At 72.0% G+C, this 25,989-nt stretch carries 32 protein-coding genes and 1 tRNA gene; 18 read left to right on the forward strand and 15 right to left on the reverse strand.

Annotated elements, in window-relative coordinates; translation table 11 throughout:
• The first annotated feature begins 34 nt into the window (after positions 1-34).
• The gene (locus KBY90_RS02960; RefSeq protein ID WP_254966976.1) at positions 35-385 is read left to right on the forward strand and encodes a hypothetical protein; all 351 of its coding nucleotides are present in this window, start codon (positions 35-37) and stop codon (positions 383-385) included.
• Positions 386-397: 12 nt separating this feature from the next.
• Here the strand turns inward: KBY90_RS02960 and thiD are convergent, their stop codons facing one another.
• A complete protein-coding gene (gene thiD, locus KBY90_RS02965) occupies positions 398-1,189 on the reverse strand; it encodes a bifunctional hydroxymethylpyrimidine kinase/phosphomethylpyrimidine kinase (RefSeq protein WP_254966977.1) in 792 nt (263 codons plus the stop codon).
• A 39-nt stretch (positions 1,190-1,228) separates the two neighbouring features.
• Between thiD and KBY90_RS02970 the strand changes: the two genes are divergently transcribed.
• On the forward strand, positions 1,229-1,801 hold the full coding sequence (locus KBY90_RS02970) for a pyridoxamine 5'-phosphate oxidase family protein (RefSeq protein WP_254966978.1): 573 nt from the start codon (positions 1,229-1,231) through the stop codon (positions 1,799-1,801).
• A gap of 5 nt (positions 1,802-1,806) precedes the next feature.
• Here KBY90_RS02970 and KBY90_RS02975 read toward each other — a convergent pair whose 3' ends face one another.
• The 3 genes from KBY90_RS02975 to KBY90_RS02985 are packed head-to-tail and all read right to left on the reverse strand — an operon-like array spanning position 1,807 to position 4,570.
• Positions 1,807-2,523, reverse strand: a complete 717-nt coding sequence (locus tag KBY90_RS02975; RefSeq protein WP_254966979.1) for an AhpC/TSA family protein — start codon at positions 2,521-2,523, stop codon at positions 1,807-1,809.
• Positions 2,524-2,548: 25 nt separating this feature from the next.
• Positions 2,549-2,989: an Rrf2 family transcriptional regulator gene (locus tag KBY90_RS02980; protein WP_254966980.1), complete on the reverse strand. Its 441-nt coding sequence runs from the start codon at positions 2,987-2,989 to the stop codon at positions 2,549-2,551.
• Positions 2,990-3,010: 21 nt separating this feature from the next.
• Positions 3,011-4,570: a UbiD family decarboxylase gene (locus tag KBY90_RS02985; RefSeq protein WP_254966981.1), complete on the reverse strand. Its 1,560-nt coding sequence runs from the start codon at positions 4,568-4,570 to the stop codon at positions 3,011-3,013.
• Between the two features lie 105 nt (positions 4,571-4,675).
• Here KBY90_RS02985 and KBY90_RS02990 point away from each other — a divergent pair, with 105 nt between their 5' ends.
• From KBY90_RS02990 to sds, 5 genes are read left to right on the forward strand one after another with little or no spacing between them, the layout of a single operon-like run.
• Entirely contained in the window at positions 4,676-5,431 is a 756-nt protein-coding gene (locus KBY90_RS02990; protein WP_254966982.1) for a 2-phosphosulfolactate phosphatase family protein, read from the forward strand.
• Positions 5,432-5,473: 42 nt separating this feature from the next.
• On the forward strand, positions 5,474-6,301 hold the full coding sequence (locus KBY90_RS02995; RefSeq protein ID WP_254966983.1) for a carbon-nitrogen hydrolase family protein: 828 nt from the start codon (positions 5,474-5,476) through the stop codon (positions 6,299-6,301).
• Positions 6,301-7,380 (forward strand): N-acetylmuramoyl-L-alanine amidase, encoded by a 1,080-nt coding sequence (locus tag KBY90_RS03000; RefSeq protein WP_254966984.1) that lies wholly within the window; start codon positions 6,301-6,303, stop codon positions 7,378-7,380. The genes KBY90_RS02995 and KBY90_RS03000 overlap by 1 nt, the downstream gene beginning before the upstream one ends.
• Complete coding sequence (gene murI / locus KBY90_RS03005) at positions 7,380-8,201, forward strand: glutamate racemase (protein WP_254966985.1); 822 nt, start codon at positions 7,380-7,382, stop codon at positions 8,199-8,201. Before KBY90_RS03000 ends, murI begins: the two co-directional genes overlap by 1 nt.
• 23 nt (positions 8,202-8,224) lie before the next feature.
• The gene (gene sds / locus KBY90_RS03010; RefSeq protein ID WP_254966986.1) at positions 8,225-9,196 is read left to right on the forward strand and encodes a solanesyl diphosphate synthase; all 972 of its coding nucleotides are present in this window, start codon (positions 8,225-8,227) and stop codon (positions 9,194-9,196) included.
• Between the two features lie 22 nt (positions 9,197-9,218).
• On the opposite strand, the gene KBY90_RS03015 is transcribed toward sds, so the two are convergent.
• Both KBY90_RS03015 and KBY90_RS03020 read right to left on the reverse strand, forming a co-directional pair.
• Positions 9,219-9,872 (reverse strand): HAD family phosphatase, encoded by a 654-nt coding sequence (locus tag KBY90_RS03015; protein WP_254966987.1) that lies wholly within the window; start codon positions 9,870-9,872, stop codon positions 9,219-9,221.
• Complete coding sequence (locus KBY90_RS03020; protein ID WP_254966988.1) at positions 9,869-10,288, reverse strand: hypothetical protein; 420 nt, start codon at positions 10,286-10,288, stop codon at positions 9,869-9,871. The genes KBY90_RS03015 and KBY90_RS03020 overlap by 4 nt, the downstream gene beginning before the upstream one ends.
• Positions 10,289-10,314: 26 nt before the next feature.
• Between KBY90_RS03020 and acs the strand changes: the two genes are divergently transcribed.
• Positions 10,315-12,309 carry an acetate--CoA ligase gene (gene acs / locus KBY90_RS03025; RefSeq protein WP_254966989.1) on the forward strand — a complete coding sequence of 665 codons (1,995 nt, stop codon included), beginning with the start codon at positions 10,315-10,317 and terminating at the stop codon, positions 12,307-12,309.
• On the opposite strand, the gene KBY90_RS03030 is transcribed toward acs, so the two are convergent.
• Both KBY90_RS03030 and KBY90_RS03035 read right to left on the reverse strand, forming a co-directional pair.
• Positions 12,294-13,040, reverse strand: a complete 747-nt coding sequence (locus tag KBY90_RS03030; RefSeq protein WP_254966990.1) for a DUF1350 family protein — start codon at positions 13,038-13,040, stop codon at positions 12,294-12,296. The genes acs and KBY90_RS03030 overlap by 16 nt on opposite strands.
• Before the next feature lie 24 nt (positions 13,041-13,064).
• Positions 13,065-13,532: a peroxiredoxin gene (locus tag KBY90_RS03035; RefSeq protein ID WP_254966991.1), complete on the reverse strand. Its 468-nt coding sequence runs from the start codon at positions 13,530-13,532 to the stop codon at positions 13,065-13,067.
• Positions 13,533-13,580: 48 nt separating this feature from the next.
• On the opposite strand from KBY90_RS03035, the gene KBY90_RS03040 reads away from it, so the two are divergent.
• Together KBY90_RS03040 and KBY90_RS03045 are read left to right on the forward strand one after the other, a co-directional pair.
• Positions 13,581-14,510 carry a 3'-5' exonuclease gene (locus KBY90_RS03040; protein ID WP_254966992.1) on the forward strand — a complete coding sequence of 310 codons (930 nt, stop codon included), beginning with the start codon at positions 13,581-13,583 and terminating at the stop codon, positions 14,508-14,510.
• 104 nt (positions 14,511-14,614) lie between these two features.
• Positions 14,615-14,872: a hypothetical protein gene (locus tag KBY90_RS03045; protein WP_254966993.1), complete on the forward strand. Its 258-nt coding sequence runs from the start codon at positions 14,615-14,617 to the stop codon at positions 14,870-14,872.
• 96 nt (positions 14,873-14,968) lie between these two features.
• Here the strand turns inward: KBY90_RS03045 and KBY90_RS03050 are convergent.
• The 7 genes from KBY90_RS03050 to KBY90_RS03080 form a co-directional block, all read right to left on the reverse strand.
• Positions 14,969-15,042 (reverse strand) — tRNA-Pro (locus KBY90_RS03050).
• Positions 15,043-15,066: 24 nt separating this feature from the next.
• Positions 15,067-15,372, reverse strand: coding sequence for a hypothetical protein (locus KBY90_RS03055; RefSeq protein ID WP_254966994.1), 306 nt, complete (start codon positions 15,370-15,372; stop codon positions 15,067-15,069).
• Between the two features lie 44 nt (positions 15,373-15,416).
• Positions 15,417-15,608 (reverse strand): hypothetical protein, encoded by a 192-nt coding sequence (locus tag KBY90_RS03060; RefSeq protein ID WP_254966995.1) that lies wholly within the window; start codon positions 15,606-15,608, stop codon positions 15,417-15,419.
• A 40-nt stretch (positions 15,609-15,648) separates the two neighbouring features.
• On the reverse strand, positions 15,649-15,960 hold the full coding sequence (locus KBY90_RS03065) for a hypothetical protein (RefSeq protein ID WP_254966996.1): 312 nt from the start codon (positions 15,958-15,960) through the stop codon (positions 15,649-15,651).
• Positions 15,961-15,982: 22 nt separating this feature from the next.
• Positions 15,983-16,714 carry a peptide-methionine (S)-S-oxide reductase MsrA gene (gene msrA, locus KBY90_RS03070; protein ID WP_254966997.1) on the reverse strand — a complete coding sequence of 244 codons (732 nt, stop codon included), beginning with the start codon at positions 16,712-16,714 and terminating at the stop codon, positions 15,983-15,985.
• A gap of 28 nt (positions 16,715-16,742) precedes the next feature.
• A complete protein-coding gene (locus KBY90_RS03075; protein WP_254966998.1) occupies positions 16,743-17,036 on the reverse strand; it encodes a hypothetical protein in 294 nt (97 codons plus the stop codon).
• Between the two features lie 110 nt (positions 17,037-17,146).
• On the reverse strand, positions 17,147-18,904 hold the full coding sequence (locus KBY90_RS03080) for an ABC transporter ATP-binding protein (protein WP_254966999.1): 1,758 nt from the start codon (positions 18,902-18,904) through the stop codon (positions 17,147-17,149).
• 49 nt (positions 18,905-18,953) lie between these two features.
• On the opposite strand from KBY90_RS03080, the gene KBY90_RS03085 reads away from it, so the two are divergent.
• The 8 genes from KBY90_RS03085 to gatA all read left to right on the forward strand — a co-directional run bounded on the left by KBY90_RS03085 (position 18,954) and on the right by gatA (position 25,940).
• Positions 18,954-19,331, forward strand: a complete 378-nt coding sequence (locus tag KBY90_RS03085; protein WP_396122506.1) for a DUF3288 family protein — start codon at positions 18,954-18,956, stop codon at positions 19,329-19,331.
• A gap of 186 nt (positions 19,332-19,517) precedes the next feature.
• Positions 19,518-20,561 (forward strand): anthranilate phosphoribosyltransferase, encoded by a 1,044-nt coding sequence (trpD, locus tag KBY90_RS03090; RefSeq protein ID WP_254967000.1) that lies wholly within the window; start codon positions 19,518-19,520, stop codon positions 20,559-20,561.
• Between the two features lie 31 nt (positions 20,562-20,592).
• Positions 20,593-21,759, forward strand: a complete 1,167-nt coding sequence (carA, locus tag KBY90_RS03095) for a glutamine-hydrolyzing carbamoyl-phosphate synthase small subunit (protein ID WP_254967001.1) — start codon at positions 20,593-20,595, stop codon at positions 21,757-21,759.
• A 143-nt stretch (positions 21,760-21,902) separates the two neighbouring features.
• On the forward strand, positions 21,903-22,241 hold the full coding sequence (locus tag KBY90_RS03100) for an STAS domain-containing protein (protein WP_254967002.1): 339 nt from the start codon (positions 21,903-21,905) through the stop codon (positions 22,239-22,241).
• The gene (locus tag KBY90_RS03105) at positions 22,216-22,593 is read left to right on the forward strand and encodes a ribonuclease III domain-containing protein (protein ID WP_254967003.1); all 378 of its coding nucleotides are present in this window, start codon (positions 22,216-22,218) and stop codon (positions 22,591-22,593) included. The genes KBY90_RS03100 and KBY90_RS03105 overlap by 26 nt, the downstream gene beginning before the upstream one ends.
• 11 nt (positions 22,594-22,604) lie before the next feature.
• Complete coding sequence (rlmB, locus tag KBY90_RS03110; protein WP_254967004.1) at positions 22,605-24,086, forward strand: 23S rRNA (guanosine(2251)-2'-O)-methyltransferase RlmB; 1,482 nt, start codon at positions 22,605-22,607, stop codon at positions 24,084-24,086.
• Between the two features lie 61 nt (positions 24,087-24,147).
• A complete protein-coding gene (locus KBY90_RS03115; RefSeq protein ID WP_254967005.1) occupies positions 24,148-24,387 on the forward strand; it encodes a DUF1816 domain-containing protein in 240 nt (79 codons plus the stop codon).
• Positions 24,388-24,461: 74 nt separating this feature from the next.
• The gene (gene gatA / locus KBY90_RS03120) at positions 24,462-25,940 is read left to right on the forward strand and encodes an Asp-tRNA(Asn)/Glu-tRNA(Gln) amidotransferase subunit GatA (RefSeq protein WP_254967006.1); all 1,479 of its coding nucleotides are present in this window, start codon (positions 24,462-24,464) and stop codon (positions 25,938-25,940) included.
• The last annotated feature ends 49 nt before the right edge of the window (positions 25,941-25,989 follow it).

The raw sequence follows: 25,989 nt of genomic DNA on the forward strand, positions 1-25,989 counted from the left end.
TCGCCGCTGTGTTCCACCGCGTTGCCCGATCGTGATGGCCCGATTGCTGTCTGTGCTGCTGGCGCTGCTGCTGGGAGGGCCCGTCGGTGCTGCCCCCCTGCAGGTGGACCGCTACCGCTGCGAGGGCGACCCCCTCGAAGCCCGGGTGTTCGCGGGGGCGGTGGATGCCATCGCCATTCCCAACATCAGCGCCGGCACGCCGCCCGGCGCCTACGTGGTGCTGCAGTGGCGCGGCGTGAGCCTGCAGCTGCCGCGCACCAACAATGCCGGCCCCCCCAGCTACACCGACGGCCGCTGGTGGTGGAGTGTGGCCGATGCCGATCAGCCCCAGTTCCGGCAGCGCCGCGGGGCGGTGCAGACCTACACCTGCGAGCGCGCGGACTGAGCTGACGCTGGGCTACTCCCAGGGATGCCAGTGGCAGAGGGGCCCCTGCCCGGCGCCGATGGCCAGGGACTGGCGCAGGCCCCCCTCCACGAACACCTTGGCCTGTCCCACGGCTGCGAGCAGGGGAAGCCCCAGGGCCCGCTGGGCCGTGATCGCCGCCCCCAGGGTGCAGCCGCTCCCATGGGTGTGGGGCGTGTCGATGGCGGCGTGCTCCAGCCAGCGGCCAGGGGCGCCGCGCTGCAGCAGGTAGTCGCGGCCGCGCAGATCCGGCCTGCCGCCACCCTTGATCAGCACGGCGGCGGGGCCGAGGTCGAGCAGCCGTTCCGCCGCCGCCTCCACGTCGACCGCGGTGCCGATCTCCCGACCGCTGAGCAGCTGGGCCTCGTGCAGGTTGGGGGTGAGCAGTTCGGCCAGGGGCAGCAGCAGCAGCCGGTAGGCCTCGATGGCGGCGGGCTCCAGCAGCACCGATCCGGCCCGCGACACCATCACCGGATCGATCAGGCGCGGCAGCTGCAGCGGCGCCAGGGCCGCGGCGGTGGCCTCGATCAGGCCGGCGTTGAGCAGCATGCCGGTCTTCAGCGCCGCCACCGGCAGATCGCTGAGCACCGCCTCGATCTGGGCCGCGAGGGCGGCCGGCGGCAGGGCGTCGACGCGGCTGACGCCGGTGGTGTTCTGGGCGGTGACGCAGGTGAGGGCCGAGCAGCCGTGCACCCGCAGGGCCGTGAAGGTCTTGAGGTCGGCCTGGATGCCGGCGCCGCCGCCGGAATCGCTGCCGCCGATGGTGAGGGCGATCGCGGGAGTCATGCCGCCATGATCGCCGCCTGCTCCCGCCGCCATCGGCCCATGGCCTCCGCCGAATCTCTTCCCCCCTGGCGGCCGCTGCTGCGCGCGGCCCGCCAGCGGGAGGGGCGTTCGCCCCTGGCGCGCTGGCTGCAGCTGGCCACGGTCGCCAGCGACGGCACGCCCCGGGTGCGCACCCTGGTGTTCCGCGGCTGGGCCGGAGCCAGCTGCCTCGATCTGCTCACCGATGGCCGCAGCGCCAAGGCGGCCGAACTGCGTGCCCGGCCGGCGGTGGAACTCTGCTGGCTGCTGCCGCGGGCCCGCTGCCAGTTCCGGCTGAGGGGCACTGTGCTGGCCCTCCCGGCTGAGCAGAAGCGGGCCGAGCGGGAGCGCCACTGGCAGGCGCTCACACCCGAGGGGCGGGCGCTGTGGGGCTGGCCGCCGCCGGGGGAGCCCCTGGCGGCCTCGGCGACGTTCCCGCTGACGCTGCCGCCCGAGACGCCCCTGCCCGAGGCGTTCAGGCTGCTGCGCATTGGGCTGGCGCAGGTGGAGCTGCTGGAGCTGCAGGGTCAGCCCCACCGCCGTCGCCGCTGGCGAGCAGCCACCGACTGGCTGGAGGAGCCGCTCAATCCCTGAGGGGCCTATCCGGCCGCAGCCTCGAGCCAGGGCTCCAGGAAACTGAGCGGCCGGGCCATGGTGGCCGAGAACCCGAGGATCCCGGTGTCGCGGTGGCTGTAAAGCAGGCTGTCGTCGCCGTCGAGCAGGAAGGTGCCGCCCCGCTGGGTGAGGTGGTCGTCTGTGGGCACGTAGGTGCGCCAGCGGCCCAGCACCTCCACCATGTTCTGCAGGCGCACCGTGGCCAGCTCGAAGGGGCGCTGGTAGCCGCGCCCCACCAGGTTGAACAGGGGCAGTTCCAGCCGCGGCGGCGCCTGGCGGTCGCCGCTGTAGCCGCGCAGCACCTCGGCCAGGGTGCCGGGGGAGCCGATGCCGGCGCACATCAGCAGCAGGGCCGGCCAGGGCCCGAGGGATGTCTGCAGGCCGGCGTAAAGGCCCAGGGCCTCGTGCAGCGCCGGGGTGGCGTCCACCTGCAGGCATTGCCGGGGCAGGCCGGTGTAGCGGCAGAAGCGCTCAGCGCCGGCGTCGTTGCCGATGGCGATCGCCAGCAGGGCGATGCCGGCCGCCTGCAGCCGCGGCCATGCAGCCGCCAGGGCCTGGGCGTATTCCAGGCTGTCGAAGTCGCCCAGCTGGCCCATCAGCACCACCAGCCGCCGGCGGCCGGGGGCCATGGCGGGCACGGCGGCGAGGCGATCCAGCAGGGGCTGGGGGGCGGCTGGGTTGGCGGCGTTTTGGCTCTCCATTGGCTCAGTCACGGACCGAGTCAGTTCAGCCGAGCAGCAGCCCCGCACCGCTGTCGGTGCTGGCCTCGGCGCTGCGCAGGTCAAAGAGCAGGTCTTCGAGACTGAGTTCTTCGAGGGCTTTGAGGCGGGCTCGTTCCAGGCGACGTTGCAGCGTGCCGGTGACCTGATCGGCGGGGGAGGCCGTACTGGCAGCCGCGTCGGCCGGTTCAGCCGCCGGTTCAGCCACTGCCTCGAGGATGGCCGCCACAGAGACCTCCCGGGCGGGCCGAGCCAGCCGGTAGCCCCCCAGCCGTCCCCGTCTGGCTTCCAGCAGCCCGGCCCGGCGCAGGCGCAGCAGCAGCTGTTCCAGCATCGGCTCGGGCAGCCCCCGGGCGATCGCCAGCTCGTGGGTGGACCGCCAGAGCAGGGGGTCGGCCGCCAGGGCCAGCAGGGCCTTGAGGGCGTGGCTGGCCTGGCGCGACAACATCCCTGGCCCTCCCCCTGGCTCTCAGCCGGCCGCCGCCTGGCCGGCAAGCCGCTCCAGCACGTGCTCCAGGGTGTAACCGAACAGGGCCGGGTCGGGCTCGCTGGTGCCCACATCCGCCAGGCCCAGCTCCGCCCAGCGGGCATCGAGCCGCGCCTCCAGCTCCGCGGGCCGCCGCAGCGGTTCGCCCCAGGGGTGGCGTTTCTCCGGCCCGATCTTGGTGGTGGCGTCGAGTGCCATCCGGCCACCCAGGCCCAGGCGCTCGCTGGCGAAATCGAGCGTGTCGAAGGGGGTGTCCTCCAGCACGAACAGATCCCGCTGGGGATCCACCTGGGCGCTGATCGCCCAGATCACCTGGCGCGGGTCGCGGATGTTGATGCTCCTGTCCACCACCACCACGAACTTCGTGTAGGTGAACTGGGGCAGGGCGCTCCAGAAGGCCATCGCCGCGCGCTTGGCCTGGCCCGGGTAGGCCTTGTCGATGGCGATCACGGCCAGCTTGTAGCTCAGCCCCTCCATCGGCAGGAAGAAATCGACGATCTCGGGGATCTGCTGGCGCAGGATCGGCGTGTAGATGCGGTTGAGGGCGATGGCCAGCATCGCGTCCTCCTTGGGCGGCCGGCCGCTGAAGGTGGTGAAGTAGATCGGGTCGCGCCGCTGGGTGACGCACTGGATGCGCACCAGCGGCGACTCCTCGACGCCGCCGTAGAAGCCCATGTGGTCGCCGAAGGGACCATCGGCGAGCTCCTCGCCCGGGGTGATCGTGCCCTCCAGCACCACCTCGCTGTGGCTGGGCACCTCCAGGTTCACGGTCTTGCACTTGGCCAGCCGCACACCCTCGCCGGCGTAGAGCCCGGCGAACAGCCACTCGCTCAGCTGCACCGGGATCGGCGTGGCCGCCGCCATCACCAGCAGGGGGTGCACGCCGATGGCGATGGCGATCTCCAGCTTCTTGCCCATCGCCGCCGCCTTGCGCAGGTGGCGCGCCCCGCCGCGCACGCTCAGCCAGTGCACGGTCATCGTGTTGATGCTCTGCTGCTGCAGCCGGTACACGCCCACGTTGGGGGTGCGGGTCTCCGGGTCCCTGGTGATCACCAGCCCCAGGGTGATGATCCGGCCGCCGTCGCCCGGCCAGGGGCGCAGCAGCGGCAGGGCATCGAGGTTCACCTGATCGCCCTTGAACACCTGCTGGCGGCAGGGGGGGGTGAGATCCAGATCCGGCTTGGCCTTGAGCACATCCAGCAGCACCGAGCCGAAGCGCACCGCCTCACGCGCGCCCTTCGGCGGCCGCGGCTGCTGCAGCAACGCCAGGCGCTCGCCCAGGGCTTCGAGCTCCTCGGGCCGCTCCATGCCCATGCTCCAGAGCACCCGCTCCTGGGTGCCCATCAGGTTGATCGCCACCGGCATCGAGGAGCCGATCACGTTCTCGAACAGCAGCGCCGGCCCGCCCGCGGCCAGTACCCGGTCGGCGATCGCCGCCAGCTCCAGGTCGGGATCCACCGGGGCGGTGATCCGGCGCAGCCGGCCGCGCTCCTCCAGCAGCTTCAGGAAGCGGCGCAGGTCGCGGCCCTGTTTGTTCGCCACGGGATTCCGGTTTGCCGTTGCCGGGTCACTGTGGCGCAGGGCGTCGGCGACTGCTGACACACTGGGGCGGCTCTCCAGCCAGCGCTGTTCCGGCCCGCCGCCCCTGTGCAGATCTCCTATTTCCACACTTCCGAGGCCGTTCCCCCGGTGCGTCCGGCCGCCGACGGCGGCCCCGATGCCGCCGTGGTGATCGATGTGCTGCGGGCCACCACCACCATCGCCTGGTCGCTGCAGAACGGCGCCGAGGCGGTGCAGGCCTTCGCCGATCTGGCCGAGCTGGAGCAGGCCGCCCGGGCCTGGCCTGCCGAGCGGCGCCTGCGGGCCGGCGAACGCGGCGGCCAGACCGTGGAGGGCTACGACCTGGGCAACTCCCCCCTGGCCGTCACGCCCGAACGGGTGGGCGGCAAGCGCATCTTCATGAGCACCACCAACGGCACCCGCTCCCTGGCGGCGGTGCGCGAGGTGCCGCTGCTGCTCACGGCCTGCCTGCCCAACCGCACCGCCGTGGCACGCCGGCTGGTGGAGCGGGGCTGCGAGCGGGTGTGGATCGTCGGCAGCGGCTGGGAGGGCGCCTACTCCCTCGAGGACAGTCTGGCCGCCGGGGCTCTGGCGTCCGCCGCCAGCGAACTGGCGGTGGCGCCCCATGTGGGGGTGGAGTTCGGCAATGACGAGATGCTCGCCGCCCTGGCCCTCTGGCAGCAGTGGCGCCAGGACCCCGAGACCTGCCTGCGGGTGGCGAGCCATGGCCAGCGGCTGATGCGCCTGGGGGACCATGACGGCGACTTCGCCTGCTGCAGCGCGGTGGACACGTTGCAGGTGGTGCCGTTCCAGGCCGAACCCGGCGTGCTGCGGGCTGGCTGAAGCCAGCTCCGATACAGTTCGCCGGTCTGATCGGTCGGGGCAGTGAGCAGCTATCTGGCGGCAGCTGTGCAACTCACCAGCACGCCCGACCCCGACGCCAACTTCGCCGCCGCCGAGGAGCAGATCGAGCTGGCCGCCCGCCGCGGCGCCGAGCTGGTGGGTCTGCCCGAGAATTTCGCCTTCATGGGCGAAGACCAGCTGCGCCTCCAGCTGGCCCCTTCCCTGGCGGAGCGCTGCAGCCGCTTTCTGGTGACCATGGCGCGGCGCTATCAGGTGACCCTGCTCGGCGGCGGCTTCCCGGTGCCGGCCGCCGAGGGGCACACCCTCAACCGTTCCGAGCTGGTGGGCACCGAGGGCCAGCTGCTCGCCCGCTACGACAAGATCCATCTCTTCGACGTGGATCTGCCTGACGGCGACACCTACCGCGAGTCGTCCACGGTGCAGCCGGGGCAGGAGCTGCCGCCGGTGGTGGAGGTGCCGGGGCTGGGCCGGATCGGTCTCTCGATCTGCTACGACGTGCGCTTCCCCGAGCTCTACCGCCACCTCGCCGGCCAGGGCGCCGACGTGCTGATGGTGCCGGCGGCCTTCACCGCCTTCACCGGCAAGGATCACTGGCAGGTGCTGCTGCAGGCCCGGGCGATCGAGAACACCGCCTACGTGGTGGCGCCGGCCCAGACGGGACTCCACTACGCCCGGCGGCACACCCATGGCCATGCCCTGGTGATCGACCCGTGGGGCACGGTGCTGGCCGATGCCGGCGTCAGCCCGGGTCTGGCGGTGGCGCCCATCGATCCCCGCCACGGCCAGCGGGTGCGGGCCCAGATGCCGAGCCTGCGCCATCGCCGGCCGTCCCTGTTCGCCGCCTGCTGATGCGGCTTCACTGGCGCTGGAGAGGACTGCGGGGGCTGCTGGTGCTGGCCCTGCTGCTGGCCGATCTGCCGGCCCTGGCCTCGAGCCTGGCCGCCTGGCGCGTGACCCGCCAGGGGGTGCTGGAGCTGCGCACCACGCCTGATGTGGCCCTCCAGGCGTTCTACGAGGCCGGTGACGCCGGCCGCGGTCCGCGGGTGTGGGTCGATCTTCCCGGTGCCCCCCAGCGCACCCGCAGCATCCGCGGCAGCGGCTCCATCCGCGAGGTGCGCATCGGCCGGCCAACCCCCACCACCACCCGCCTGGTGGTCGAGTTCGCCCCGGGCACGCGGCTCGATCCGCGCAGCCTGCGCCTGGTGGGCACCGCTCCCGATCGCTGGCGGATGGAGTTCCGCGGTCTGGATCGGCCGGTGCTGCTGGGCCTGGGGGAGGGCGATCTGGATCGTCCCAGCGGCTGGGCCGCGGCGCCGACCACCCCCTTCCCCACCGCCAGTGCCCCGCTCTCGGCCGACGGCCTGCCGGTGGTACCCCGCGGCCGCTTCCGGGTGGTGATCGATCCCGGCCACGGCGGCCCGGACCCCGGTGCGGTGGGCATCGGCGGCCTGCGCGAGACCGACGTGGTGCTCGATGTGTCGCTGCAGGCGGCCCGGCTGCTGCAGGCCCGCGGTGTGCAGGTGACGCTCACCCGCACCAGCGAGATCGACCTCGACCTGCCGCCGCGGGTGTCGATCGCCAACCGGGCCGGGGCCGACGCCTTCGTGAGCGTGCATGCCAATGCCCTGAGCATGGCCCGGCCGGATGTGAACGGCGTGGAGACCTTCTTCTTCTCCGGCGGTCCCTCCCAGGCCCTGGCCAGTGCCCTGCAGCGCCGCATGATGGCGATCTCCTCCGGCAGCCCCAACCGGGGGGTGAAGCAGGGCCGCTTCTTCGTGATCCGCCGCACGGTGATGCCCGCGGCGCTGGTGGAGATGGGCTTCGTCACCGGTGCCATCGACGCGCCCCGCCTCGCCAATCCGGATTTCCGCCGCCGCATGGCCCTGGCCATCGCCGCCGGCATCCTCGATTTCCTCGGAGGCCGCTGATGAGCCTGCTGGTGGGCCTGTTCGACAGCGGCCTGGGCGGTCTCACCGTGCTGCGTCAGGTGCAGCAGCGCTATCCCCACTCCCCCTGCCTCTATCTGGGCGACACCGCCCGCGTGCCCTATGGCACCCGCACGGTCGAAGACATCCGTGCCATCGCCGCCGAGGTGGTGCACTGGCTGCGGGAGGAGGGCGTGGGGGTGCTGGTGATGGCCTGCAACACCTCCAACGCCCTGGCTCTGGACGTGGCGGTGGCCGAGGCCGGGGTGCCGGTGGTGGGCCTGATCGACAGCGTCGCCGCCGTGATCGAGAGCGACCGGGTGGGTGTGCTGGCCACCCCCGCCACCGCCGCCAGCGGCGCCTACAGGCGGGCTGTCCATGCCAGCCGGCCCCAGGCCCAGGTCACCGAGGTGGGCTGTCCGGCCTTCGTGCCCCTGATCGAGGCGGGTGAGCTGCACAGCCCTGCGCTGCGGGAGGCGGCGCGGGGCTACCTGGAGCCGCTGCTGGCGGCCGGGGTGGACACCGTCGTGCTGGGCTGCACGCACTACCCCCTCCTGAGCGGGCTGCTTCAGGAACTGCTGCCGCCCGGCACGATGCTGATCGACCCCGCCATCGCCGCGGTGGAGCGGCTCGGGCCCCTGCTCGCCAGCCTGGGCGATCTGCCCGAGTCGGAGCAGCCCCCCCTGCCGCCGCCGCTGCAGCAGGCCACCCGGCTCTGCGTGACCGGCTGCCCCGATGCCTTCGCCGTGGCCGCCCACCCCTGGCTGGGCAGCCGTCCCGCGGTCGAGCGCGTGAGCCTGCGGTTGGCCGCCCGCCCCGCCTAGGATCGTGCCACAGAGGAGATGACGTGGCAACGGTTGCAGAGCTGCTCCAGCCGGTGGAGGCTGATCTCGATGCCCTGCTGGCCGACCTGCGCAGCCTGATCGGTGCCGGTCATCCCATTCTCCAGGCCGCTGCCGAGCACCTCTTCGCCGCCGGCGGCAAGCGCCTGCGACCGGGCATCGTGCTGCTGCTCTCCCGCGCCGTGGCGCCCGACGGTGAGCTGAGCGCCCGGCACCGCCGCCTGGCCGAGATCACCGAGATGATCCACACGGCCTCCCTGGTGCACGACGACGTCGTCGATGAGGCCGCCACCCGCCGCGGGGTGGACACGGTGCACAGCCGCTTCAACCACCGGGTGGCGGTGCTGGCCGGCGACTTTCTCTTCGCCCAGGCCAGCTGGCATCTCGCCAACCTCGACGACCTGGAGGTGGTGAAGCTGCTCAGCCGCGTGATCATGGACCTCGCCGACGGTGAGGTGAAGCAGGGTCTGTTCCGCTACGACACCGGCCAGAGCTTCGCCACCTATCTGGAGAAGAGCTACTGCAAGACCGCCTCGCTGATCGCCAACAGCGCCCGGGCGGCCGGGGTGCTCTCCCAGCTGCCCCCGGAACGGCTGGAGGCCCTGCACCGCTTCGGCCGCCAGCTGGGGCTGGCCTTCCAGGTGGTGGACGACATCCTCGACTTCACCGGCAGCGACCAGCAGCTCGGCAAGCCCGCCGCCAGCGACCTGGCCTCCGGTTACCTCACTGCACCGGCGCTCTATGCCCTCGAGGAGCGACCGTCCCTGGCCGGCCTGATCGAACGGGAATTCAGCCAGGACGGGGATCTGGAGCAGGCCCTGGAGCTGGTGCGGGGCTGTGAGGCCATTCCCCGTTCCCGCGCCCTGGCCGAGCAGTTCGCCCGCGAAGCCGCCGAGGCGATCGCCTGGCTTCCCCCTTCGGAGCCGCGCAGCGCCCTGCGCGCCCTGCCCGACTTCGTGCTCAGCCGGCTCTACTGACAGCACACGCCCACTGCACCCCTCAGCCCAGCTCCACCTCCCGCAGCGAGCGCAGGCGCAGGCTGCCGGTGGGAAACGGCGCTCCATCGCTCTCCGGTGAGAGGAGCACGTGCACCAGGCACCCGGCCGCCGCTGCGGCCGTGGCGCCGGCCGGGGAATCCTCGAAGGCCCAGCACCGCTCCGGCGACACGCCCAGTCTCTCAGCCGCCAGCAGGAAGGGATCCGGAGACGGTTTGCCGGCCTCCAGCTGGGGATCGTCGCCGTGGACCCGCACGCTCAGGAGCTGCAGCCAGGGGTGCGGAGCGCTCTTGAGCTCCACCGAGGGCCTGGCGCTGCTGGTGACCAGTGCCATCGGAATGGCCAGTTCGCGGCAGCGCCGCAGCAGCTCAGGCGCGCCCTCGATCGCCGGAGCCCGCACCAGCAGCGCTTCGGCGATGGGCTGGCGGACCGCCAGCAACTCCTGCACGCCCGGCGCCCGGCCGTGCTGCGCCTGGATCCATTCCTGCACTTGCGCCGCGCAGTCCAGCCGCCGCCGCCCGCGCAGCTGCAGCAGTTCGGCGTCGCTGAGCTCGCGGCCGAACTGCCGTGCCGCAAGTCGCCAGGCCCGGGCGTGCAGGGGCTCGGTGTCGAGCAGCAGCCCGTCGAGGTCGAACAGACAGGCGGCGGGCCGGGTCATGGGTCCATTCTCCCAGCTGCCCATCCCTGCGGTCGCTCCACACTGAAGCGCTGGGGCTGGCCGCAGGCCCGCGGATGCAGCCAGCTCCAGCGGGTCCAGATCAGCAGATAGAGATTGGTGCCGAGCGGTCCCTGGCCCCAGCCCACGCCCAGCCGGTCCCCCCACACCACCGGCATCGGGTGCTCGCCCCGCCCGGCGTGCCAGGCCGCCAGCTCGCTGCGGTGCAGGATCGGCCGGCCGTCGAAGCGGAACAGCAGCGGCCCCCCTGCCCCGGGAGGAACGGGCAGCCGGAACCACACCTTCTTGCTGCAGCGCAGATACCAGAAAACCCAGCTGGGACCCAGCACCGGGTGGTTGCCGCGGGTGCTGTACACGAGCCCCCGGGCGCTGGCGGCAGGACTGCTGCTGCGGTTCACAATGGGGTGCCCTGCTCCCCGTTGTGATGGCTGAGGTCACGATCGAGTCCGTGCTGCAGGAAGGCCGGCTGTTCGAGCCCCCGGCCGACCTGGCCGCCGGTGCCCGCATCGGCTCCCTTCAGGCCTACCGCGACCTCTGCCGGCGGGCGGAGAGCGATCCGGACGCCTTCTGGGGAGATCTGGCCCGCAGCGAGCTGCACTGGTTCGAGCCCTTTCACACCGTTCTGGACTGGACCCAGGCTCCCTTTGCCCGCTGGTTCGAGGGTGGCCGCACCAACCTCAGCTTCAACTGTCTCGACCGCCATCTTGACGGTCCGCGGGCCGACAAGACGGCCCTGATCTGGGAGGGCGAACCCGGCGACACCCGCACCTTCAGCTACCGCCAGCTGCACGCCGAGGTGTGCAGGGCGGCCAATGCCCTCAAGGCGCTGGGCATCGGCAAGGGCGATCTGGTGGCCCTCTACATGCCGATGATCCCGGAGGCGGCGATCGCCATGCTGGCCTGCGCCCGCATCGGCGCCCCCCACTCGGTGGTGTTCGGCGGCTTCTCGGCCGATGCCCTGCGCGACCGGCTGATCGACGGTGCGGCCAAGGCGGTGATCACCGCCGACGGCGGCTTCCGCAAGGACAAACCGGTGCCGCTCAAGCCGGCGGTGGATGAGGCGCTCGGCGCAAACGGCGGCGCCCCCAGCGTGGAGACGGTGCTGGTGGTGCGCCGCATTGGCTCTGGCGACGCGCCCGGCGCCGGTGGTGGCTGCGCCATGACCGCCGGCCGCGACCACTGGTGGCACGAGCTGGTGGAGGGCCAGAGCGCCGACTGCCCGGCCGAGCCCATGGCCAGCGAAGACCGCCTGTTCGTGCTCTACACCTCCGGCTCCACCGGCAAGCCCAAGGGGGTGGTGCACACCACCGCCGGCTACAACCTCTGGGCCCACGTCACCTTTCAGTGGATCTTCGACATCCGTGACGACGACATCCACTGGTGCACCGCCGATGTGGGTTGGATCACCGGCCACAGCTACATCGTCTACGGCCCGCTCTCCAACGGCGCCACCACCGTGATGTACGAGGGGGCGCCCCGCCCGGGCAAGCCCGGCGCCTTCTGGGAGGTGATCGAGAAGCACCGCTGCACGATCTTCTACACCGCCCCCACGGCCATCCGCGCCTTCATGAAGAGCGGCCGCGAGGTGCCCGACCAGTACGACATGAGCAGCCTGCGCATCCTCGGCACGGTGGGTGAGCCGATCAATCCCGAGGCCTGGATGTGGTACCGGGAGGTGATCGGCGGCAACCGCTGCCCGGTGGTGGACACCTGGTGGCAGACCGAGACCGGCGGCGTGATGATCAGTCCCCTGCCCGGCGCCACCCCCACCAAGCCCGGCTCCTGCACCCTGCCGCTGCCGGGCATCGCCGCCGACATCGTTGATCACGACGGCAACTCCCAGCCGGCCGACGCCGGCGGCTACCTGGCGGTGCGGCGCCCCTGGCCGGGGATGATGCGCACGGTGCACGGCGATCCCGATCGCTTCCGGCGCAGCTACTGGGAGGAGGTGCGGCCCGCCGATGGGTCCCTGCTCTACTTCGCCGGTGACGGCGCCCGCCGCGACGCCGACGGCTACTTCTGGGTGATGGGCCGGGTCGACGACGTCATCTCGGTGTCTGGCCACCGCCTCGGCACGATGGAGATCGAGAGTGCCCTGGTGAGCCACCCGGCCGTGGCCGAGGCCGCCGTGGTGGGCCGCCCCGACGAGATCAAGGGCGAGGCGGTGGTGGCCTTCGTGACCCTGGAGGCCGGGCGCGAGGGCAGCGATCCGCTGGTGGCCGAGCTGCGCAGCCATGTGGGCAAGGAGATCGGTCCGATCGCCAAGCCTGACGACATCCGCTTCTCCGATGCCCTGCCCAAGACCCGCAGCGGCAAGATCATGCGCCGCATCCTGCGCTCGCTGGCCTCGGGCCAGGAGGTGAGCGGCGACACCTCCACCCTGGAGGACCGCTCGGTGCTCGATCAGCTGCGGGTCTGAGCCTGGCCCCAGCCGTCGATGGCCAGCGCCAGCCGCTCGATCTGGCGCTGGCGCGCGGGGTCGTCGGCCCACTCCCCCAGCAGCTGGCGCCGCAGGCCGCCACTGGCGGGACTGAGGTGGTCCCCCGGCAGTTCCACCAGGCTGCTGGCGTCGTCGGGCCGCTGCTGGAGCACGTCCAGCAAGCGCGGGCTCTGGTCGATGCCGTCGCGGCTGAAGCGCACCAGCAGGTTGCGGGGCTGGCGGTAGCTGGCGGCCACCTGACGCAGGGTTTCCTCCGGTGAGGGGCTGAATTCGCTGCGGAAGCGGAACTGCTGACCCAGTTCGGCCAGCAGCGGCACGGACCGCTCCGCCGAGAAGTTGTTGAAGCTGAGGGCCACCAGCCCCCGCGCCCGGCGACCGCCGTCGGGAGCCAGCAGCTGCAGCTTGCAGCCGAGGCTGTGGCCGAGCCGCAGCGGCTCACCGGCGGGGAGGGCATCCACCTCGCTCAGGGCCTGCCGCTGGTCGCGGAACCGTGCCCAGGCGCTGTTGGCCTGGGCCTGGTGGTCGAAGCCCGGCACATAGCTCCAGGCGTGCACCCGCCAGCCCCGCGCCGCCAGTGCCTCCAGCAGCCGTCGGTAGCTGAGCTCCGGGCGGGCCGCCAGGTAGCTGCCGCCGATGAACTCCACCAGGCCCAGCGGCCGGCCGCCGGGCTCCAGCAGCCAGAGATCGTCCTGCTGCCGCCAGCGGGCCATCCCTGTGGCTCCCCCTGACGGCGCTCAGCTGCCGGCCTGCAGCCGGCGCAGCGCCTCGAGGGCCTCGCGGCGGTGGGCAGGCCCGTCCAGCAGGTTGTTGAACACGTGGCGGATCACGCCCTCGCCATCGATCACGTAGGTGACCCGGCCGGGCAGCAGCCCCAGCACACCGGGCACCCCGAAGGCCTTGCGCAGGCCGTTGCCCCGGTCCACCAGCAGCGGGAAGGGGAGGTTGTGCCGGGAGGCGAAGCGCTGGTGGCTGTCGGCATCGTCACCGCTCACGCCCCACACCTCGGCGCCCAGGGCCTGGAGATCGGCGTAGCTGTCGCGGAAGGCGCAGGCCTCCATCGTGCAGCCCGGCGTGTCGTCCTTGGGGTAGAAGAACAGCACCAGGGCCCTGCCGTCCAGCTGGTCGCTGCGGCGTTCGTTGCCGCTCTGATCGGGCAGGGCGATCAGGGGGGCGCGGTCGCCGGCGACGAGCGCACGGGCCATGGCAACGGGGGGTCGGCAGCCGAAACCCTACTTGCTTCGCCTGGGACGATGGGATGCAGCAGCCGGCCTGCCGTGAGCGCTCCTTCTCCCCAGCAGCCCAGCCCCTGGCAGCAGCCCGACCTGCTGACACTGATTCCGCCACCAGCCCCTGCCCCCGTTTCTGACCCTGCGGCCGTCACCGCCCCCGCTGCAGCCCCCGCCCCCGTGCCAGCCGCCGCCTCTGCACCAGCAGCACCCCGGCGCGGTCCCGCCTCGCTGCTGATCCTGGACACCGAGACCACCGGCCTGGATCCGGCGCGGGGACGCTGCATCGAGGTGGGCGCGATCCTGTTCACGGTGGCCGAGCGGGCCGTGCTCTCCCAGGTGTCCTTCCTGCTGCCCACCGACACCAACCCGGCCGAACACGTCAACGGCATTGCCGCCGCCGTCACCCGGCTGCCCCAGCCCTGGCAGGCCGGCCTGCGCTGTTTCATGGCCATGCTCGAGGCGGCGGATGCGGTGCTGGCCCACAACGCGGCCTTCGACCGCCAGTGGTTCGGCATCGACCCCCTGCCGCCGGTGGGCAAACCCTGGATCTGCTCGATGGAGGACATCCGCTGGCCCGCCCACCTGCACCTCAGGGCCAGCCCGTCGGTACGGGACCTGGCCCTGGCCCACGGGGTGCCCGTGTGGGCGGCCCACCGCGCCCTCAGCGACTGCACCTACCTGGCCCAGGTGCTGGAGCGCTGTGCCGATCTGGAGGCCCTCCTGCTGGGGGCACTCGAGCCGCGGCAGCTCTTCCGGGCCCGCCTGTCCTACGCCGAGCGCCAGAAGGCGCGCGACGCCGGGTTCCGCTGGAACGACCCGGTACCCGGCAGCTGGAGCCGGCGGCTCACCGAGGCGGAAGCGGCTGCTCTGCCCTTCCCGGTGGAGCGGGTCGACCCCGAGGCTGCAGGGCACCTGCAGACGCGGCCTGCGCTGGGTCAGGCCGCTGCCTGAGGACGGTGGCCTTCCGTTTTGTTTTCCCTTTCTGAAGCCCGCTGGTGGGTTACAGCCACTTTCACAGCCAGGCTGCAGTTTGGAGAGAAGCAAGCGGGGGTGCCATGGCCGTCCGTGGGGTCACGATCCAGCGCCCGGGTCTCAGCCAGCCCCGCTGTTCCCTGCAGCGCTGGCAGGCGGCACGGTCCTGGGCCCGTCTGATCCGCGAGGCTGAGGCCCTCTGGCATGTGGAGGCCCTGGCGATGCACCGCCTGGCTGCGCAGGAGCTGGGCTCCCTGCTGGAGGAGGTGCCGCCCGGCCTGCGGCGGCGGGTGAACCCCTGGCTGGAGCGCTTCGGGGTGCTCACCCGCCTGAACCCCTGAGGCCGGTCCTGGGAGCGGATGGCGCTGCACCATGGCAGGGCACAAAAAAGCAGCCCTTCCGGACTGCCGCAGAGCTTGGAGTGAAGAAGAGCGGAATCGGAGCGGCGGGATTTGAACCCACGACCCCCACTACCCCAAAGTGGTGCGCTACCAAGCTGCGCTACGCCCCGGATCAATCCGGCAAAGGCAAGCTATCACAGTGCTTTGCGGCCCGCCCCGCGGCGCTGCAGCCGCCGCAGCAAGCGCCGGTTGAGACGCTCCCTGCTCTCGCAGGCGTAGCCCGGCAGGCGCAGGTCGTGGGCCAGCAGCCGCAGTTCCGCCAGTCCCATCGCCGCCAGCCGCAGTTCCGGCAGCTCGTGCCAGTCGGTCCGGACCAGGGCGAGATCCACCCCCCGGCGCTGCATCCGCCATCCCCACAGGGCCCCGTCGGCAATCCACTCGGGCATCAGCACCACCAGCACCGCCAGCAGCCCGTAGAGCTCCACGAGAGCCTGCGGCAACGGCGAGGACGGACGCGGTTCCCCGGATCCGGGGTCTGCTCCCTTCATCCCGTCGCCGGGCGGGCGGAACCCCGGGCCGGAGCTGCAACAGCCAGCCGGGCCGACGGCCCATCCCGCCACTGCAGCGGCGTCTCGAGCCTGGGGTTCAGTCGCACGCTCCAGAACACCAGGGCGAAACAGAGGCCGATGGTGGCGAGCACTCCGATCAGCACCACCCGGTCTGGCAGAGGATTCATCGACGCTGGCGGCGGTGAAGGGGAATGGGGGTGACGACGCTCAGGCCCGCTCGGTGCGCGTGCACTGAATGCGGCTGGGCAACTGTTCGATGGTGAGCAGATCACCCTGCACGATCAGGGTCATGCGCTGATTCACGTAGCGGATCCCGGGCAGGGGCGAGTCGTCCCGGAAGGCGGTGGTGCGGGAGCCGCCGCGGATCAGCGAGGCCTGGGCGTTGTTGCGTTCCAGCTGGACGGCCCCCAGCCGTGGACACAGAAAGCGCTCGCTGGTGTCGTACTGCTCCCACCAGGGTGAGACCTGGGCCAGCAGGGCAGCGGCCGTGAGCAGCAGATGGGGAACCGGAACGGCCATGGCTGGAGGTATGGCGATGCGGCTAGGCCGGGGAAGCTGCGGTCAGCCGGATCGGCGTGTTGTCGCCACGCAGCACACAGTGGGGAATGGTCCAGTCGTAGCAGTCCCAGACCCGTCCATCCAGGCGGTAGTGGGCGCCGGGGAAAGCGCCCAGCAGCAGGCCGGTGGGCTGCGCCGAGCAGTACGGGCGGCTGCCCGGCTTGGCCAGGTATTGCTGGTGGTAGGGCTCGGCGAACCAGAAACGCTGGCCGCTGCGGATCTCGGTGGTGATCGTGCCGCGGCCGGCGGCATCCAGCAGCGCCTGGTAGGCCGCGCGGCTGGCCTCGGCCTGGGCCAGCAGGGCCGGATCGTCCACGTAGATGGCGGAGCGGTACTGGGAGCCGCGGTCATTGCCCTGGCGGTCGCCCTGGGTGGGGTCGTGGCACTCCCAGAACAGCTTGAGCAGGTCGCTGAAGTCGATCAGCCCCTGATCCCACACCACCCGCACCACCTCGGCGTGGCCGGTGCGACCCGAACACACCTGCTGGTAGCTGGGGTGGTCCACCTGACCTCCGGCATAGCCCACGGCGGTGGTGAGCACGCCCGGCAGGCGCCAGAAGCCCTTCTCCGCGCCCCAGAAACAGCCGCAGCCGAACAGCGCCTCGGCCTGCCCCTCCGCCGGGGTCAGAGCGATCGGCGTGCCGAGCACCACGTGGGTGGCGTCCTCAGCACCGGTTCTTGCCGTGGGTTCACCGCCCGCCTGTCTGCCGAACACAGCTCCGCCGCATCTGAGCGGAGCCTAGTCAGGACGAGGGGGCCTGGGGCCGCGGCTCGAGGGCGATGTGGTTCAGCAGGGTGGTGGTGAAGGCGAACAGCAGGAACGGCAGCGACAGCACCAGGATCAGTCCCACTCCCACCAGCGCGAACAGGGGCCTGCTGGCTCCCATCAGCGCCAGCCCGGCCGCCAGGCTCACGAAGATCACCACCATCCAGATCAGGATCTGGGCGTAGATGTCCCCGAAGGTGAGCGTGCAGCGCAGGTTGTAGCCCTGGGACCCGAGGGCGGACGGGATCGGAGCGGTACCGGACGAGGTCATGGGCTGGCTGCGTTACCACCACGTAAGCCCCGGCGACGCCGTCCGGCCCGCTTCCGCAACAAGAGTTGGGCAATGTCCGGGGGCAAGATCCCGGGGCCGCCGCGCCCTGTTCAGCCCGCGGCCTGCAGCTGTTCGCCGGCCTGTTCGCGGGCCCACAGCCGCCGGTAGGTGCCGGGCCGCGCCACCAGCTCGGCGTGGGTTCCCTGCTGCACCAGCCGCCCCTCCTCCAGCACCAGCACCCGGTCGCAGGCGGCTGCCGCCGAGAGCTGATGGCTGATCATCAGTACGGTGCGACCCTGATCGCCCTGGCGGCGGATCGTGCGCAGAATCTGGGCGGCGGTGGTGTTGTCCACGCTGGCCAGGGCGTCGTCCAGCACCAGCAGGGGCGCATCCACGAGCATCGCCCGACCGAGGGCCGTGCGCTGACGCTGGCCACCGCTGAGGGTGATGCCCCGCTCGCCCACCAGGGTCTGGTAGCCGTCCGGAAATCCCCTGATGTCGCCCTCCAGACGGGCCTGCTGCGCCACCGTCTGGACCCGCTCCAGGCTGGCGCCGGGTTCGCCGTAGCGCAGGTTGTCGGCCAGGGTGGCCGTGAACAGATAGCCCTCCTGGGGCACCAGCGCCACCTGGCGGCGCAGGTCCTTCAGCCGCAGCCGGGTGATGTCCACCCCATCCAGCCACAGCTGGCCGGGGCACACCTCCACCATCCTGCCCAGAGCCCGCGCCAGGGTGGTCTTGCCGCAGCCCACCGGCCCCACCACCGCCACCAGTTCCCCGGGCTCGATGCGGAAGCTCAGCTCCTCCAGGGCGGCACGCGGTGCTCCGGGATAGGAAACCGTGAGTCTGCGCGCCTCGATCGCCCCCCGTGGATGGCGCGCCGGCGGCTCGGGGGCGACCGGCGACTGGATCAGCGGCTGACGCTCCAGCAGCTGCTCCACCCGGTCGAGGCTCACCTGGCCGGTCTGGAAGGTGTTGAGGGTGAAGCCGAGCAGGGCGGTGGGGAACACCAGGCGTTCCACATAGAGGATCAGGGCCACCAGATCGCCGATGCTCAGGCGGCCCGTCTCCAGCTGGCCGCTGCCCAGGGCCAGCAGCAGCAGCAGGCTGATCGAGGAGATCCCCTCCAGCAGGGGAAACAGGGTGCTGCGGGTACGGGCCAGCCCCAGGGCCGCATCGCGGTAGAGGCGGTTGCGCCCGGCGAACGCGGCCCGCTCGGTGTCCTGCTGCCCGTAGATCTTGATGGCGCTGATGCCGGAGAGGTCCTCCTGGATCAGATCGCTCAGCCCAGCCAGCGCTTCCTGCTGGCGGCGCTGCTGGCCCATCATCCGGCCGCCGAACAGGCGCACGGTGAGCAGCATCAGCGGGTAGAGCCCCACCGCCGCCAGGCTCAGCCAGGGGTCGATGCTGAGCATCGCCGGCAGGGTTAGGGCATAGGCCAGAGCCGTGTTGGTGAGGCTGAGGATGGCGAAGCCCAGCAGCCGGCGCACGTTCTCCACGTCGCTGGTGGCGCGGCTGATCACCTCGCCGCTGCCGGTGCTCTGCACCCAGCCCGGCTCCTGGCGCAGCAGATGGTCGAAGATCCGCAGCTTGAGATCCGCTTCCACCTGCCGGCCGACGCCGAACACCAGCAGCCGCGACAGCAGCCGGAAGCCTCCCATCACAGTGGCCAGCAGCGCCAGCAGCAGGGCCTGGAGCAGCAGGTCGCGCAGCTCGAAGCCATCCCGCAGGTCATCGATCACCCGGCGCACCAGCAGCGGGATGGCCACCCCCAGCAGGTTCACCACCACCAGGGCGGCGGCGCCCAGCAGCACCGTGCGCCTGTGGGGGCGCAGGTAGCGCAGGATCCGATCAGCCCGCAGGGCGCTCAAGCCGTCAGGTCGAAGATGGGCCCAACCTAGGGATCACCGTCGCCGTGCCATGGCCCTCCCCCCTGATTCCAGCCCGGCCGCAGCCACGACCTCCATGCCGGCGCACCGTCCGGTTCGTGAGGACGGCCCCGAGCAGACCCACCCCCTGCATGCCCTCGACCGGGTCGTGGTGGACCGGCTGCTGGCCGCGGAGCAGCCCGCCGATGAGCATCTGGTCGATGCCGCCCGGCTGCTGATGCGCTACGAGGGCTTTCCCGGCGCCCGCGACCTTCAGGATGATCTGGCCAAGGTGCTGCGGCTCTGGGGACTGAGCCGGGAGGCGTTGCATCAACGCACCCGGGCGATCTGGGCGGCGGGTTTCCGGCCGGCGCCGTCCGGCAGCGACGCCGTGGGCTCCGGCTTCGACACCACCGACCAGGAGGGCTGAGCGTTCCCCCGCTGTTGTGTCGAACACCCGGCAAAGTCGGCCGGCGCATGGCCAGCGGTCCCCTTCCGGGGGATAGTGAAAGAGTCCCCATCACCCGGCCCGGAGTGCTCCGCACCCGGGCTTTTTCATGGGCGGCTCCTGGCTTCCTCCTTCAATGGGAATGCCGTCCGCCTCCATCGCTGCGCCATGGACTCCCGTTCCGCGGTCCCCGCCCTGCTCGAGCAGCTGCTGCGCGGCGAGTCGCTCACCGCTGACCAGGCCGGTGGCCTGATGCAGTCCTGGCTGGCGGAGGAGATTCCGCCGGTGCTCACCGGCGCCCTGCTGGCGGCGCTGGGGGCCAAAGGTGTGAGCGCCGATGAGCTGGCGGCCATGGCCTCGGTGCTGCGCCAGGCCTGCCCCCTGCCGGGCGACCGCCCGGCCCTGCGGCTGGTGGATACCTGCGGCACCGGCGGGGACGGTGCCGACAGCTTCAACATCTCCACCGCGGTGGCCTTCGTGGCGGCCGCCTGCGGCGTCCACGTGGCCAAGCACGGCAACCGCAGCGCCAGCGGCCGGGTGGGGTCGGCCGATGTTCTCGAGGCCATGGGCATCAACCTGCAGGCCCCGCGCCAGCAGGTGGTGGCCGCCCTGCCCGAGGTGGGTGTCACCTTTCTCTTCGCCCCGGGCTGGCATCCGGCCCTGGTGGGGCTGGCGCCGCTGCGCAAGGCCCTGGGCGTGCGCACGGTGTTCAACCTCCTCGGCCCCCTGGTGAATCCCCTGCAGCCCGATGCCCAGGTGCTGGGTGTGGCCCGTGCCGACCTGCTCGATCCCATGGCCGGCGCCCTGGCGCGCCTGGGGCTGCGCAGGGCGGTGGTGGTGCACGGCGCCGGCGGCCTCGACGAGGCCTCCCTGCAGGGGCCCAACCAGTTGCGGCTGGTGCAGGACGGGGCGGTGACCAGCCAGGAGCTGGAGGCGCCGGCGCTGGGGCTGGCCCCGGCTCCCGTGACCGCCCTGGCGGGGGGGGATCTGGGCACCAACCGGGCCATCCTCGAGGAGGTGCTGCAGGGCGGCGGCACGCCGGCGCAGCGCGACGTGGTGGCCCTGAACACGGCACTCGTGCTCTGGGCTGCCGGGGCGGCCGACAGCATCGCCGCAGGGCATGACCAGGCCGCCGCTGCCCTGGCCGCGGGCAGTCCCTGGCAGAAGGTGCTGCAGCTGCGCGCGGCGCTGGCGCAGGGGGCTGGGGGATGATCGGAGCACCGCCCAGCCCGCTCCCGTTGCCGTGAGTTCCACCGCCAGCCCCCCCGCCGCCCCCGGCCCCACGGCCACCGCCGCCCTGCTGGTGCTGGCCGACGGCACGCTGCTGCGCGGGGAGGCCTTCGGCGCCATCGGCACCGCGGTGGGCGAGGTGGTGTTCAACACCGGCATGACCGGATACCAGGAGGTGATGACCGACCCCAGCTATTCGGGTCAGCTGGTGACCTTCACCTACCCCGAACTCGGCAACACCGGGGTCAACGCCGCCGATCAGGAAGCCCCCCATCCCCATGTTCGCGGGGTGATCGCCCGCGAACTGGCCCCGGTGGCCAGCAGCTGGCGCGCGGAGGGGGATCTGGACCAGTGGCTGGCGGGCCATGGCGTGGTGGGCATCCGCGGCGTCGACACCCGGGCCCTGGTGCGCCACCTGCGCGAAGGTGGCGCGATCAACGGCGCCATCAGCAGTGATGGCACCACCCCTCAGGCGCTGCTGGCCGCCGTGCGCTCCGCACCGTCGATGGAGGGGCTCAACCTCACCGCCCAGGTGAGCACCCGCGAGCCCTACACCTGGAGCGAGCCCTGCGGTGCCACCTTCGACACCCGTCTGCAGGACCGTCCGGCCCGGCCCTACCGGGTGGTGGCGATCGACTTCGGCATCAAGCGCGCCATCCTCGAGCGGCTGGTGGCGCACGGCTGTTCCGTGACCGTGCTGCCGGCCGATTCCAGTCTCGAGGCGGTGCTGCGCGAGCGTCCGGAGGGCGTGTTCCTCTCCAACGGCCCCGGCGATCCGGCCGCCGTCAGCGGCGGCATCGCCCTGGTGAAGGGGCTGCTGGAGCAGCCGGACCTGCCCCTGTTCGGCATCTGCATGGGCCACCAGATCCTCGGCCTGGCCCTCGGGGGGCGCAGCTTCAAGCTGGCCTACGGCCATCGCGGCCTCAACCACCCCTGCGGCAGCCCCGGCCAGGTGGAGATCACCAGCCAGAACCACGGCTTCGCGATCGAGGCCGACTCGCTGCCCGCCGAGCGGGTGCGGATCACCCACCACAACCTCAACGACCACACCGTGGCGGCCCTGGAGCTGCTGCACCAGCCGGTGTTCGGGGTGCAGTACCACCCCGAGGCCAGCCCGGGCCCCCATGACGCGGACCACCACTTCGCCCGGTTCGTGGCCCTGATGGCCGCGCGGCGCTGACGCCCCCGCCGGGCCGGCAGCGGCAATGGTGATGTCCTGTGGCAATTTTCCCGTCCGTGCTGCAGCCAGGGCCCCCATCCCTACACTCGCCCCACAGACCAGTTTCGAGGGCATCAGCCATCAACGACCTGCAGCGACTCACGGTGTCCCTGCGCGGTGGATTCGAGCAGCAGGCGCACTGCCAGCTGTTCCGGTTCACCGGCCAGCTGGATGCCTATTCCGACAAGCAGTTCGGGGAGTTCATCGCCAGCCATCGCAGCGCCGGCCAGCCCCTTGTGGTGGATCTGAGCCACATCGATTTCATCGATTCCTCCGGCCTCGGCGCCCTGGTTCAGCTGGCCAAGCAGTGCACGGCCGATGACCAGCCGTTCGTGGTGGCAGGCAACCCGCGGGTGGTGCAGACCGTGAAGCTCGTGCGTCTGGAGGAGTTCCTCCATCTCCAGCCCGACCTCAAGAGTGCCCTCGCCCACATCGCCTCCTGAGCTGGGTCCGCTCCAGCTCGCCTGGCTTGGGGATGCGGTGTGGGAGCTGCACCAGCGGCTGCTCCACTGCCGCACGCCGGGCAGGCCGCGCGACCTGCACCGTCAGGTGGTGGCTTCGGTGCGGGCGGAGGCGCAGGCCAGGGCTCTGTCTCAGCTCGACGATCTGCTGCGTGACCAGGAGCGCGATCTGGTGCGCCGTGGCCGCAACCGCGCCGGTCGCGGTTCGCGCAGCGTCGATGCCGCCACCTACGGCCAGGCCACCGGTTTCGAGGCCCTGCTGGGCTGGCTGTTCCTCCACGATCAGCCGCGGCTGCATGAGCTGCTAGATCACTTGCAGAAGACCGATCCATAAACCTGTCTGCCATGAGCCCTCGATTCGAACGCCGTCCCTCCGACCGCGACCGGCGTCGCGATCAGGGCGGCAAGCCCGAGGGCGCCCGCAAGCCCCGCCCCCGCAAGGACTGGAGCGAGCGGCGGCCCACCCGTGGCAGCGAGGGGGAGGGGGAGCGGAGCAGCGAACGCCGCTGGTCCGCTCCACGCCGCGACGACAGGACGCGGCAGCCGTCGCGGCGGTTCGGCTCAACACGTCCGGAGGGCCGCCGCTTCGAGCCGGCACGCCGGCAGGCCGACCGCCCACGCAGCGCCCCCCGGATCGAGCCGGCCGCCGTTCCGGCAGCCGCACAGTCCGGTGTCGAGCAGCACAGCGACACCCTCAGGGATGACCTCGTGTGGGGCCGCCATGCCGCTCTGGCTGTGCTGGAGAGCGGCCGGCCCATCCACCGCATCTGGTGCACACCGGAGATGCGCTTCACGCCCAGGTTCCTGCAGCTGCTGCGTGAGACCAAGGCCGCCGGCGTGCTGGTGGAGGAGGTCACCTGGGCGCGGCTGGGCCAGCTCACCGCCGGCGCCGTGCACCAGGGCATCGTGCTGCAGACCGCGGCGGCGGACACCCTCGACCTCGAGAGCCTCATCGAGGGCTGCGCCGGCATCGGTGAGCCACCCCTGCTGATGGCGCTGGACGGCATCACCGATCCCCAGAACCTGGGCGCCATCGCCCGCAGCGCCGAGGCCCTCGGTGCCCATGGCCTGGTGCTGCCCCAGCGCCGCAGCGCCGGTCTCACCGGCTCGGTGGCCAAGGTGGCCGCCGGTGCCCTGGAACATCTGCCCGTGGCCCGGGTGGTGAATCTCAACCGGGCCCTGGAGCGTCTCAAGCAGGAGGGCTACCGGGTGGTGGGTCTGGCGGCCGAGGGCAGCGTCAGCCTCGAGCAGGCCGATCTGGATGGCCCCATGGTGCTCGTGACCGGATCGGAGGGCGATGGCCTCTCGATGCTCACGCGCAGACACTGCGACCAGCTGGTGAGCATCCCCCTGCGCGGTGCCACCGCGAGCCTCAACGCCTCCGTGGCTTCGGCGCTGCTGCTGTATGAAGTGGCCCGCCGGGGATGGATGCGTGGCCTGCGGGGGGGAGATCCCGCACCCCGCCTGGTGAGGCCCCAGCTCCCCTCCCCGGCCCCCGCCGGGCCCCAGCCGGAGCCCCCGACGGAGCTCGTGCCGGAGCCGGAGCAGCCCCTGCAGCCGCAACCCCAGCCGCAGCCCGAGCCGGTCCATCCTGTGGATGCCGGGTTGAGCTCCCGAGCGGAGGCCGGCGTCTGGCCGCTGGCCGAGGTTCCCCCTGCTGCGGCTGCAGCTGCCGGCGGCCCAGCCAGGGAGCCGGAACCCGTCATCGCTGCCGAAGCCGAGGGGCCTCCGTCCGTTCCGGCCGCTGGCGAGCCTCAGAGCAGCGTCCCCCCGGCCCCGGTGCCCACCTTCATGGCCGACGTGGATCTGGGCTCCCTGGGCTCCTGAGCCTGCCGCTGACCGAACTCAGGACCGACGGGCACAATGGGGCGGTGCTCGAACCCCCCGCATGAATCCCCTGCTCTGGCCCGTGCGCAGCAGCGCCAATGCCCTGGGCCTGGCCTGGTGGGCGCGGGTGCGCACCCGGGATCCCGACGTCACCTACTGGTTCGGCCCCTACGTGCGCCGCTCCTCCCTGGAGCGGGAGCTGGGCTCCTTTCTCGACGACCTGCGCAGCGAGGAGCCCGGGGCCATCGAGCACACGCTCCTGCGTACCCGCCGCGGCGAGCCCCTCACCGAGACCGACTGATCCCCCGATCACCGCCCCTGCCGCCCCGGTGGGCCCTGGCTGATAGCGTCCCACCCAGCAGGTGAGCGGTTCAGATGGGCATCGCCGAATGGCGCGGGCGGCTGCAGCGCGGGGAGGTGTCCGCCCGCGAGCTCACCGACCAGCACCTGGCCCGCATCGAGGCCGTGGATGGCACGGTGCACGCCTTCCTGGAGGTGACCGCCGAGCGGGCCCGGGCCGATGCCGACCGCATCGATGCCGCCCGCGCTGCTGGAGAAGCGCTGCCGCCCCTGGCCGGCATCCCCCTCTCGATCAAGGACAACCTCTGCACCCAGGGGATCCGCACCACCTGCTCCAGCCGCATGCTGGAGAGCTTCGTGCCCCCCTACGAGAGCACCGTCACCGAGCGGCTGTGGCAGGCCGGCGCGGTGCTGCTGGGCAAGACCAATCTCGACGAGTTCGCCATGGGCAGCTCCACCGAGACCTCCTATTTCGGCCCCAGCCGCAACCCCTGGGATCCGGAGCGGGTGCCGGGCGGCAGTTCCGGCGGCAGCGCCGCCTCGGTGGCCGCCGGTGAGTGCCTGGGCTCGCTCGGTTCCGACACCGGCGGTTCGATCCGCCAGCCCGCCAGCTTCTGCGGCGTGGTGGGCCTCAAGCCCACCTATGGCCGGGTGAGCCGCTGGGGCCTGGTGGCCTTCGCCAGCTCGCTCGACCAGGTGGGCCCCTTCACCACCTCGGTGGCCGATGCGGCCGAGCTGCTGCAGGTGATTGCCGGCGCCGATCCCCGCGATTCCACCTGCCTGAAGGCGCCGGTGCCCGACTACACCGCCGCCCTGCAGCAACCGGTGGCGGGCCTGCGGGTGGGCATCGTGCGCGAGTGTTTCGAGGCGGAGGGCCTCGACCCGGCGGTGAAGGCCTCGGTGATGGCGGCGGCCGAGCAGCTGCAGGCCCTGGGGTGTGAGCTGGTGGACGTGAGCTGTCCCCGCTTCAACGACGGCATCGCCACCTACTACGTGATCGCCCCGTCGGAGGCATCGGCCAACCTGGCCCGCTACGACGGCGTCAAGTACGGCCACCGGGCCGAGGGAGCCACCAGCCTGGCGGAGATGACCGCCCGCAGCCGCGCCGAGGGCTTCGGCGACGAGGTGCAGCGCCGCATCCTCATCGGCACCTACGCCCTCTCGGCCGGCTATGTGGACGCCTACTACCGTAAGGCCCAGCAGGTGCGCACCCTGATCCGGCGTGATTTCGACCGCGCCTTCGAGACGGTGGACGTGCTGCTCACCCCCACGGCTCCCACCACGGCATTCCGCTTCGGGGCCCATGCCGACGATCCGCTGGCCATGTATCTGGCCGATCTGCTCACCATTCCGGCGAACATGGCCGGCCTGCCGGCCATCAACGTGCCCTGCGGCTTCGATGCCCAGGGCCTGCCGATCGGCCTGCAGCTGATCGGTGCGGTGCTCCAGGAGCCACGCCTGCTGCAGGTGGCGCACCACTACGAACAGGCGGCCCGGGTGATGGACCGCCGCCCCCAGGCCGGGCTGGTGCCTGAGGCTTCCCTGCTGCCCTGAGGCTTTCCTGCCGCCCTGGGCGCGGTTACGCTGCAGCCGGCACACCACA

The sequence above is a fragment of the Cyanobium sp. CH-040 genome (assembly GCF_024346135.1).
GTDB lineage: Bacteria > Cyanobacteriota > Cyanobacteriia > PCC-6307 > Cyanobiaceae > NIES-981.

What these genes read in the sequence shown, in the direction of transcription:
- KBY90_RS03035 (WP_254966991.1), bottom strand. Translation starts at nt 13,532, where the DNA reads ATGGCCCGTGCGCTCGTCGCCGGCGACCGCGCCCCCCTGATCGCCCTG.
- KBY90_RS03065 (WP_254966996.1), bottom strand. Translation starts at nt 15,960, where the DNA reads ATGGCCGTTCCGGTTCCCCATCTGCTGCTCACGGCCGCTGCCCTGCTG.
- KBY90_RS03000 (WP_254966984.1), top strand. Translation starts at nt 6,301, where the DNA reads ATGCGGCTTCACTGGCGCTGGAGAGGACTGCGGGGGCTGCTGGTGCTG.
- gatA (WP_254967006.1), top strand. Translation starts at nt 24,462, where the DNA reads ATGGGCATCGCCGAATGGCGCGGGCGGCTGCAGCGCGGGGAGGTGTCC.
- KBY90_RS03045 (WP_254966993.1), top strand. Translation starts at nt 14,615, where the DNA reads ATGGCCGTCCGTGGGGTCACGATCCAGCGCCCGGGTCTCAGCCAGCCC.
- KBY90_RS03085 (WP_396122506.1), top strand. Translation starts at nt 18,954, where the DNA reads ATGGCCCTCCCCCCTGATTCCAGCCCGGCCGCAGCCACGACCTCCATG.
- murI (WP_254966985.1), top strand. Translation starts at nt 7,380, where the DNA reads ATGAGCCTGCTGGTGGGCCTGTTCGACAGCGGCCTGGGCGGTCTCACC.
- rlmB (WP_254967004.1), top strand. Translation starts at nt 22,605, where the DNA reads ATGAGCCCTCGATTCGAACGCCGTCCCTCCGACCGCGACCGGCGTCGC.
- KBY90_RS03115 (WP_254967005.1), top strand. Translation starts at nt 24,148, where the DNA reads ATGAATCCCCTGCTCTGGCCCGTGCGCAGCAGCGCCAATGCCCTGGGC.
- acs (WP_254966989.1), top strand. Translation starts at nt 10,315, where the DNA reads ATGGCTGAGGTCACGATCGAGTCCGTGCTGCAGGAAGGCCGGCTGTTC.
- KBY90_RS03030 (WP_254966990.1), bottom strand. Translation starts at nt 13,040, where the DNA reads ATGGCCCGCTGGCGGCAGCAGGACGATCTCTGGCTGCTGGAGCCCGGC.
- KBY90_RS02980 (WP_254966980.1), bottom strand. Translation starts at nt 2,989, where the DNA reads ATGTTGTCGCGCCAGGCCAGCCACGCCCTCAAGGCCCTGCTGGCCCTG.
- KBY90_RS02960 (WP_254966976.1), top strand. Translation starts at nt 35, where the DNA reads ATGGCCCGATTGCTGTCTGTGCTGCTGGCGCTGCTGCTGGGAGGGCCC.
- thiD (WP_254966977.1), bottom strand. Translation starts at nt 1,189, where the DNA reads ATGACTCCCGCGATCGCCCTCACCATCGGCGGCAGCGATTCCGGCGGC.
- KBY90_RS03060 (WP_254966995.1), bottom strand. Translation starts at nt 15,608, where the DNA reads ATGAATCCTCTGCCAGACCGGGTGGTGCTGATCGGAGTGCTCGCCACC.
- KBY90_RS03015 (WP_254966987.1), bottom strand. Translation starts at nt 9,872, where the DNA reads ATGACCCGGCCCGCCGCCTGTCTGTTCGACCTCGACGGGCTGCTGCTC.
- KBY90_RS03040 (WP_254966992.1), top strand. Translation starts at nt 13,581, where the DNA reads ATGGGATGCAGCAGCCGGCCTGCCGTGAGCGCTCCTTCTCCCCAGCAG.
- KBY90_RS02970 (WP_254966978.1), top strand. Translation starts at nt 1,229, where the DNA reads ATGGCCTCCGCCGAATCTCTTCCCCCCTGGCGGCCGCTGCTGCGCGCG.
- trpD (WP_254967000.1), top strand. Translation starts at nt 19,518, where the DNA reads ATGGACTCCCGTTCCGCGGTCCCCGCCCTGCTCGAGCAGCTGCTGCGC.
- KBY90_RS03075 (WP_254966998.1), bottom strand. Translation starts at nt 17,036, where the DNA reads ATGACCTCGTCCGGTACCGCTCCGATCCCGTCCGCCCTCGGGTCCCAG.
- KBY90_RS02975 (WP_254966979.1), bottom strand. Translation starts at nt 2,523, where the DNA reads ATGGAGAGCCAAAACGCCGCCAACCCAGCCGCCCCCCAGCCCCTGCTG.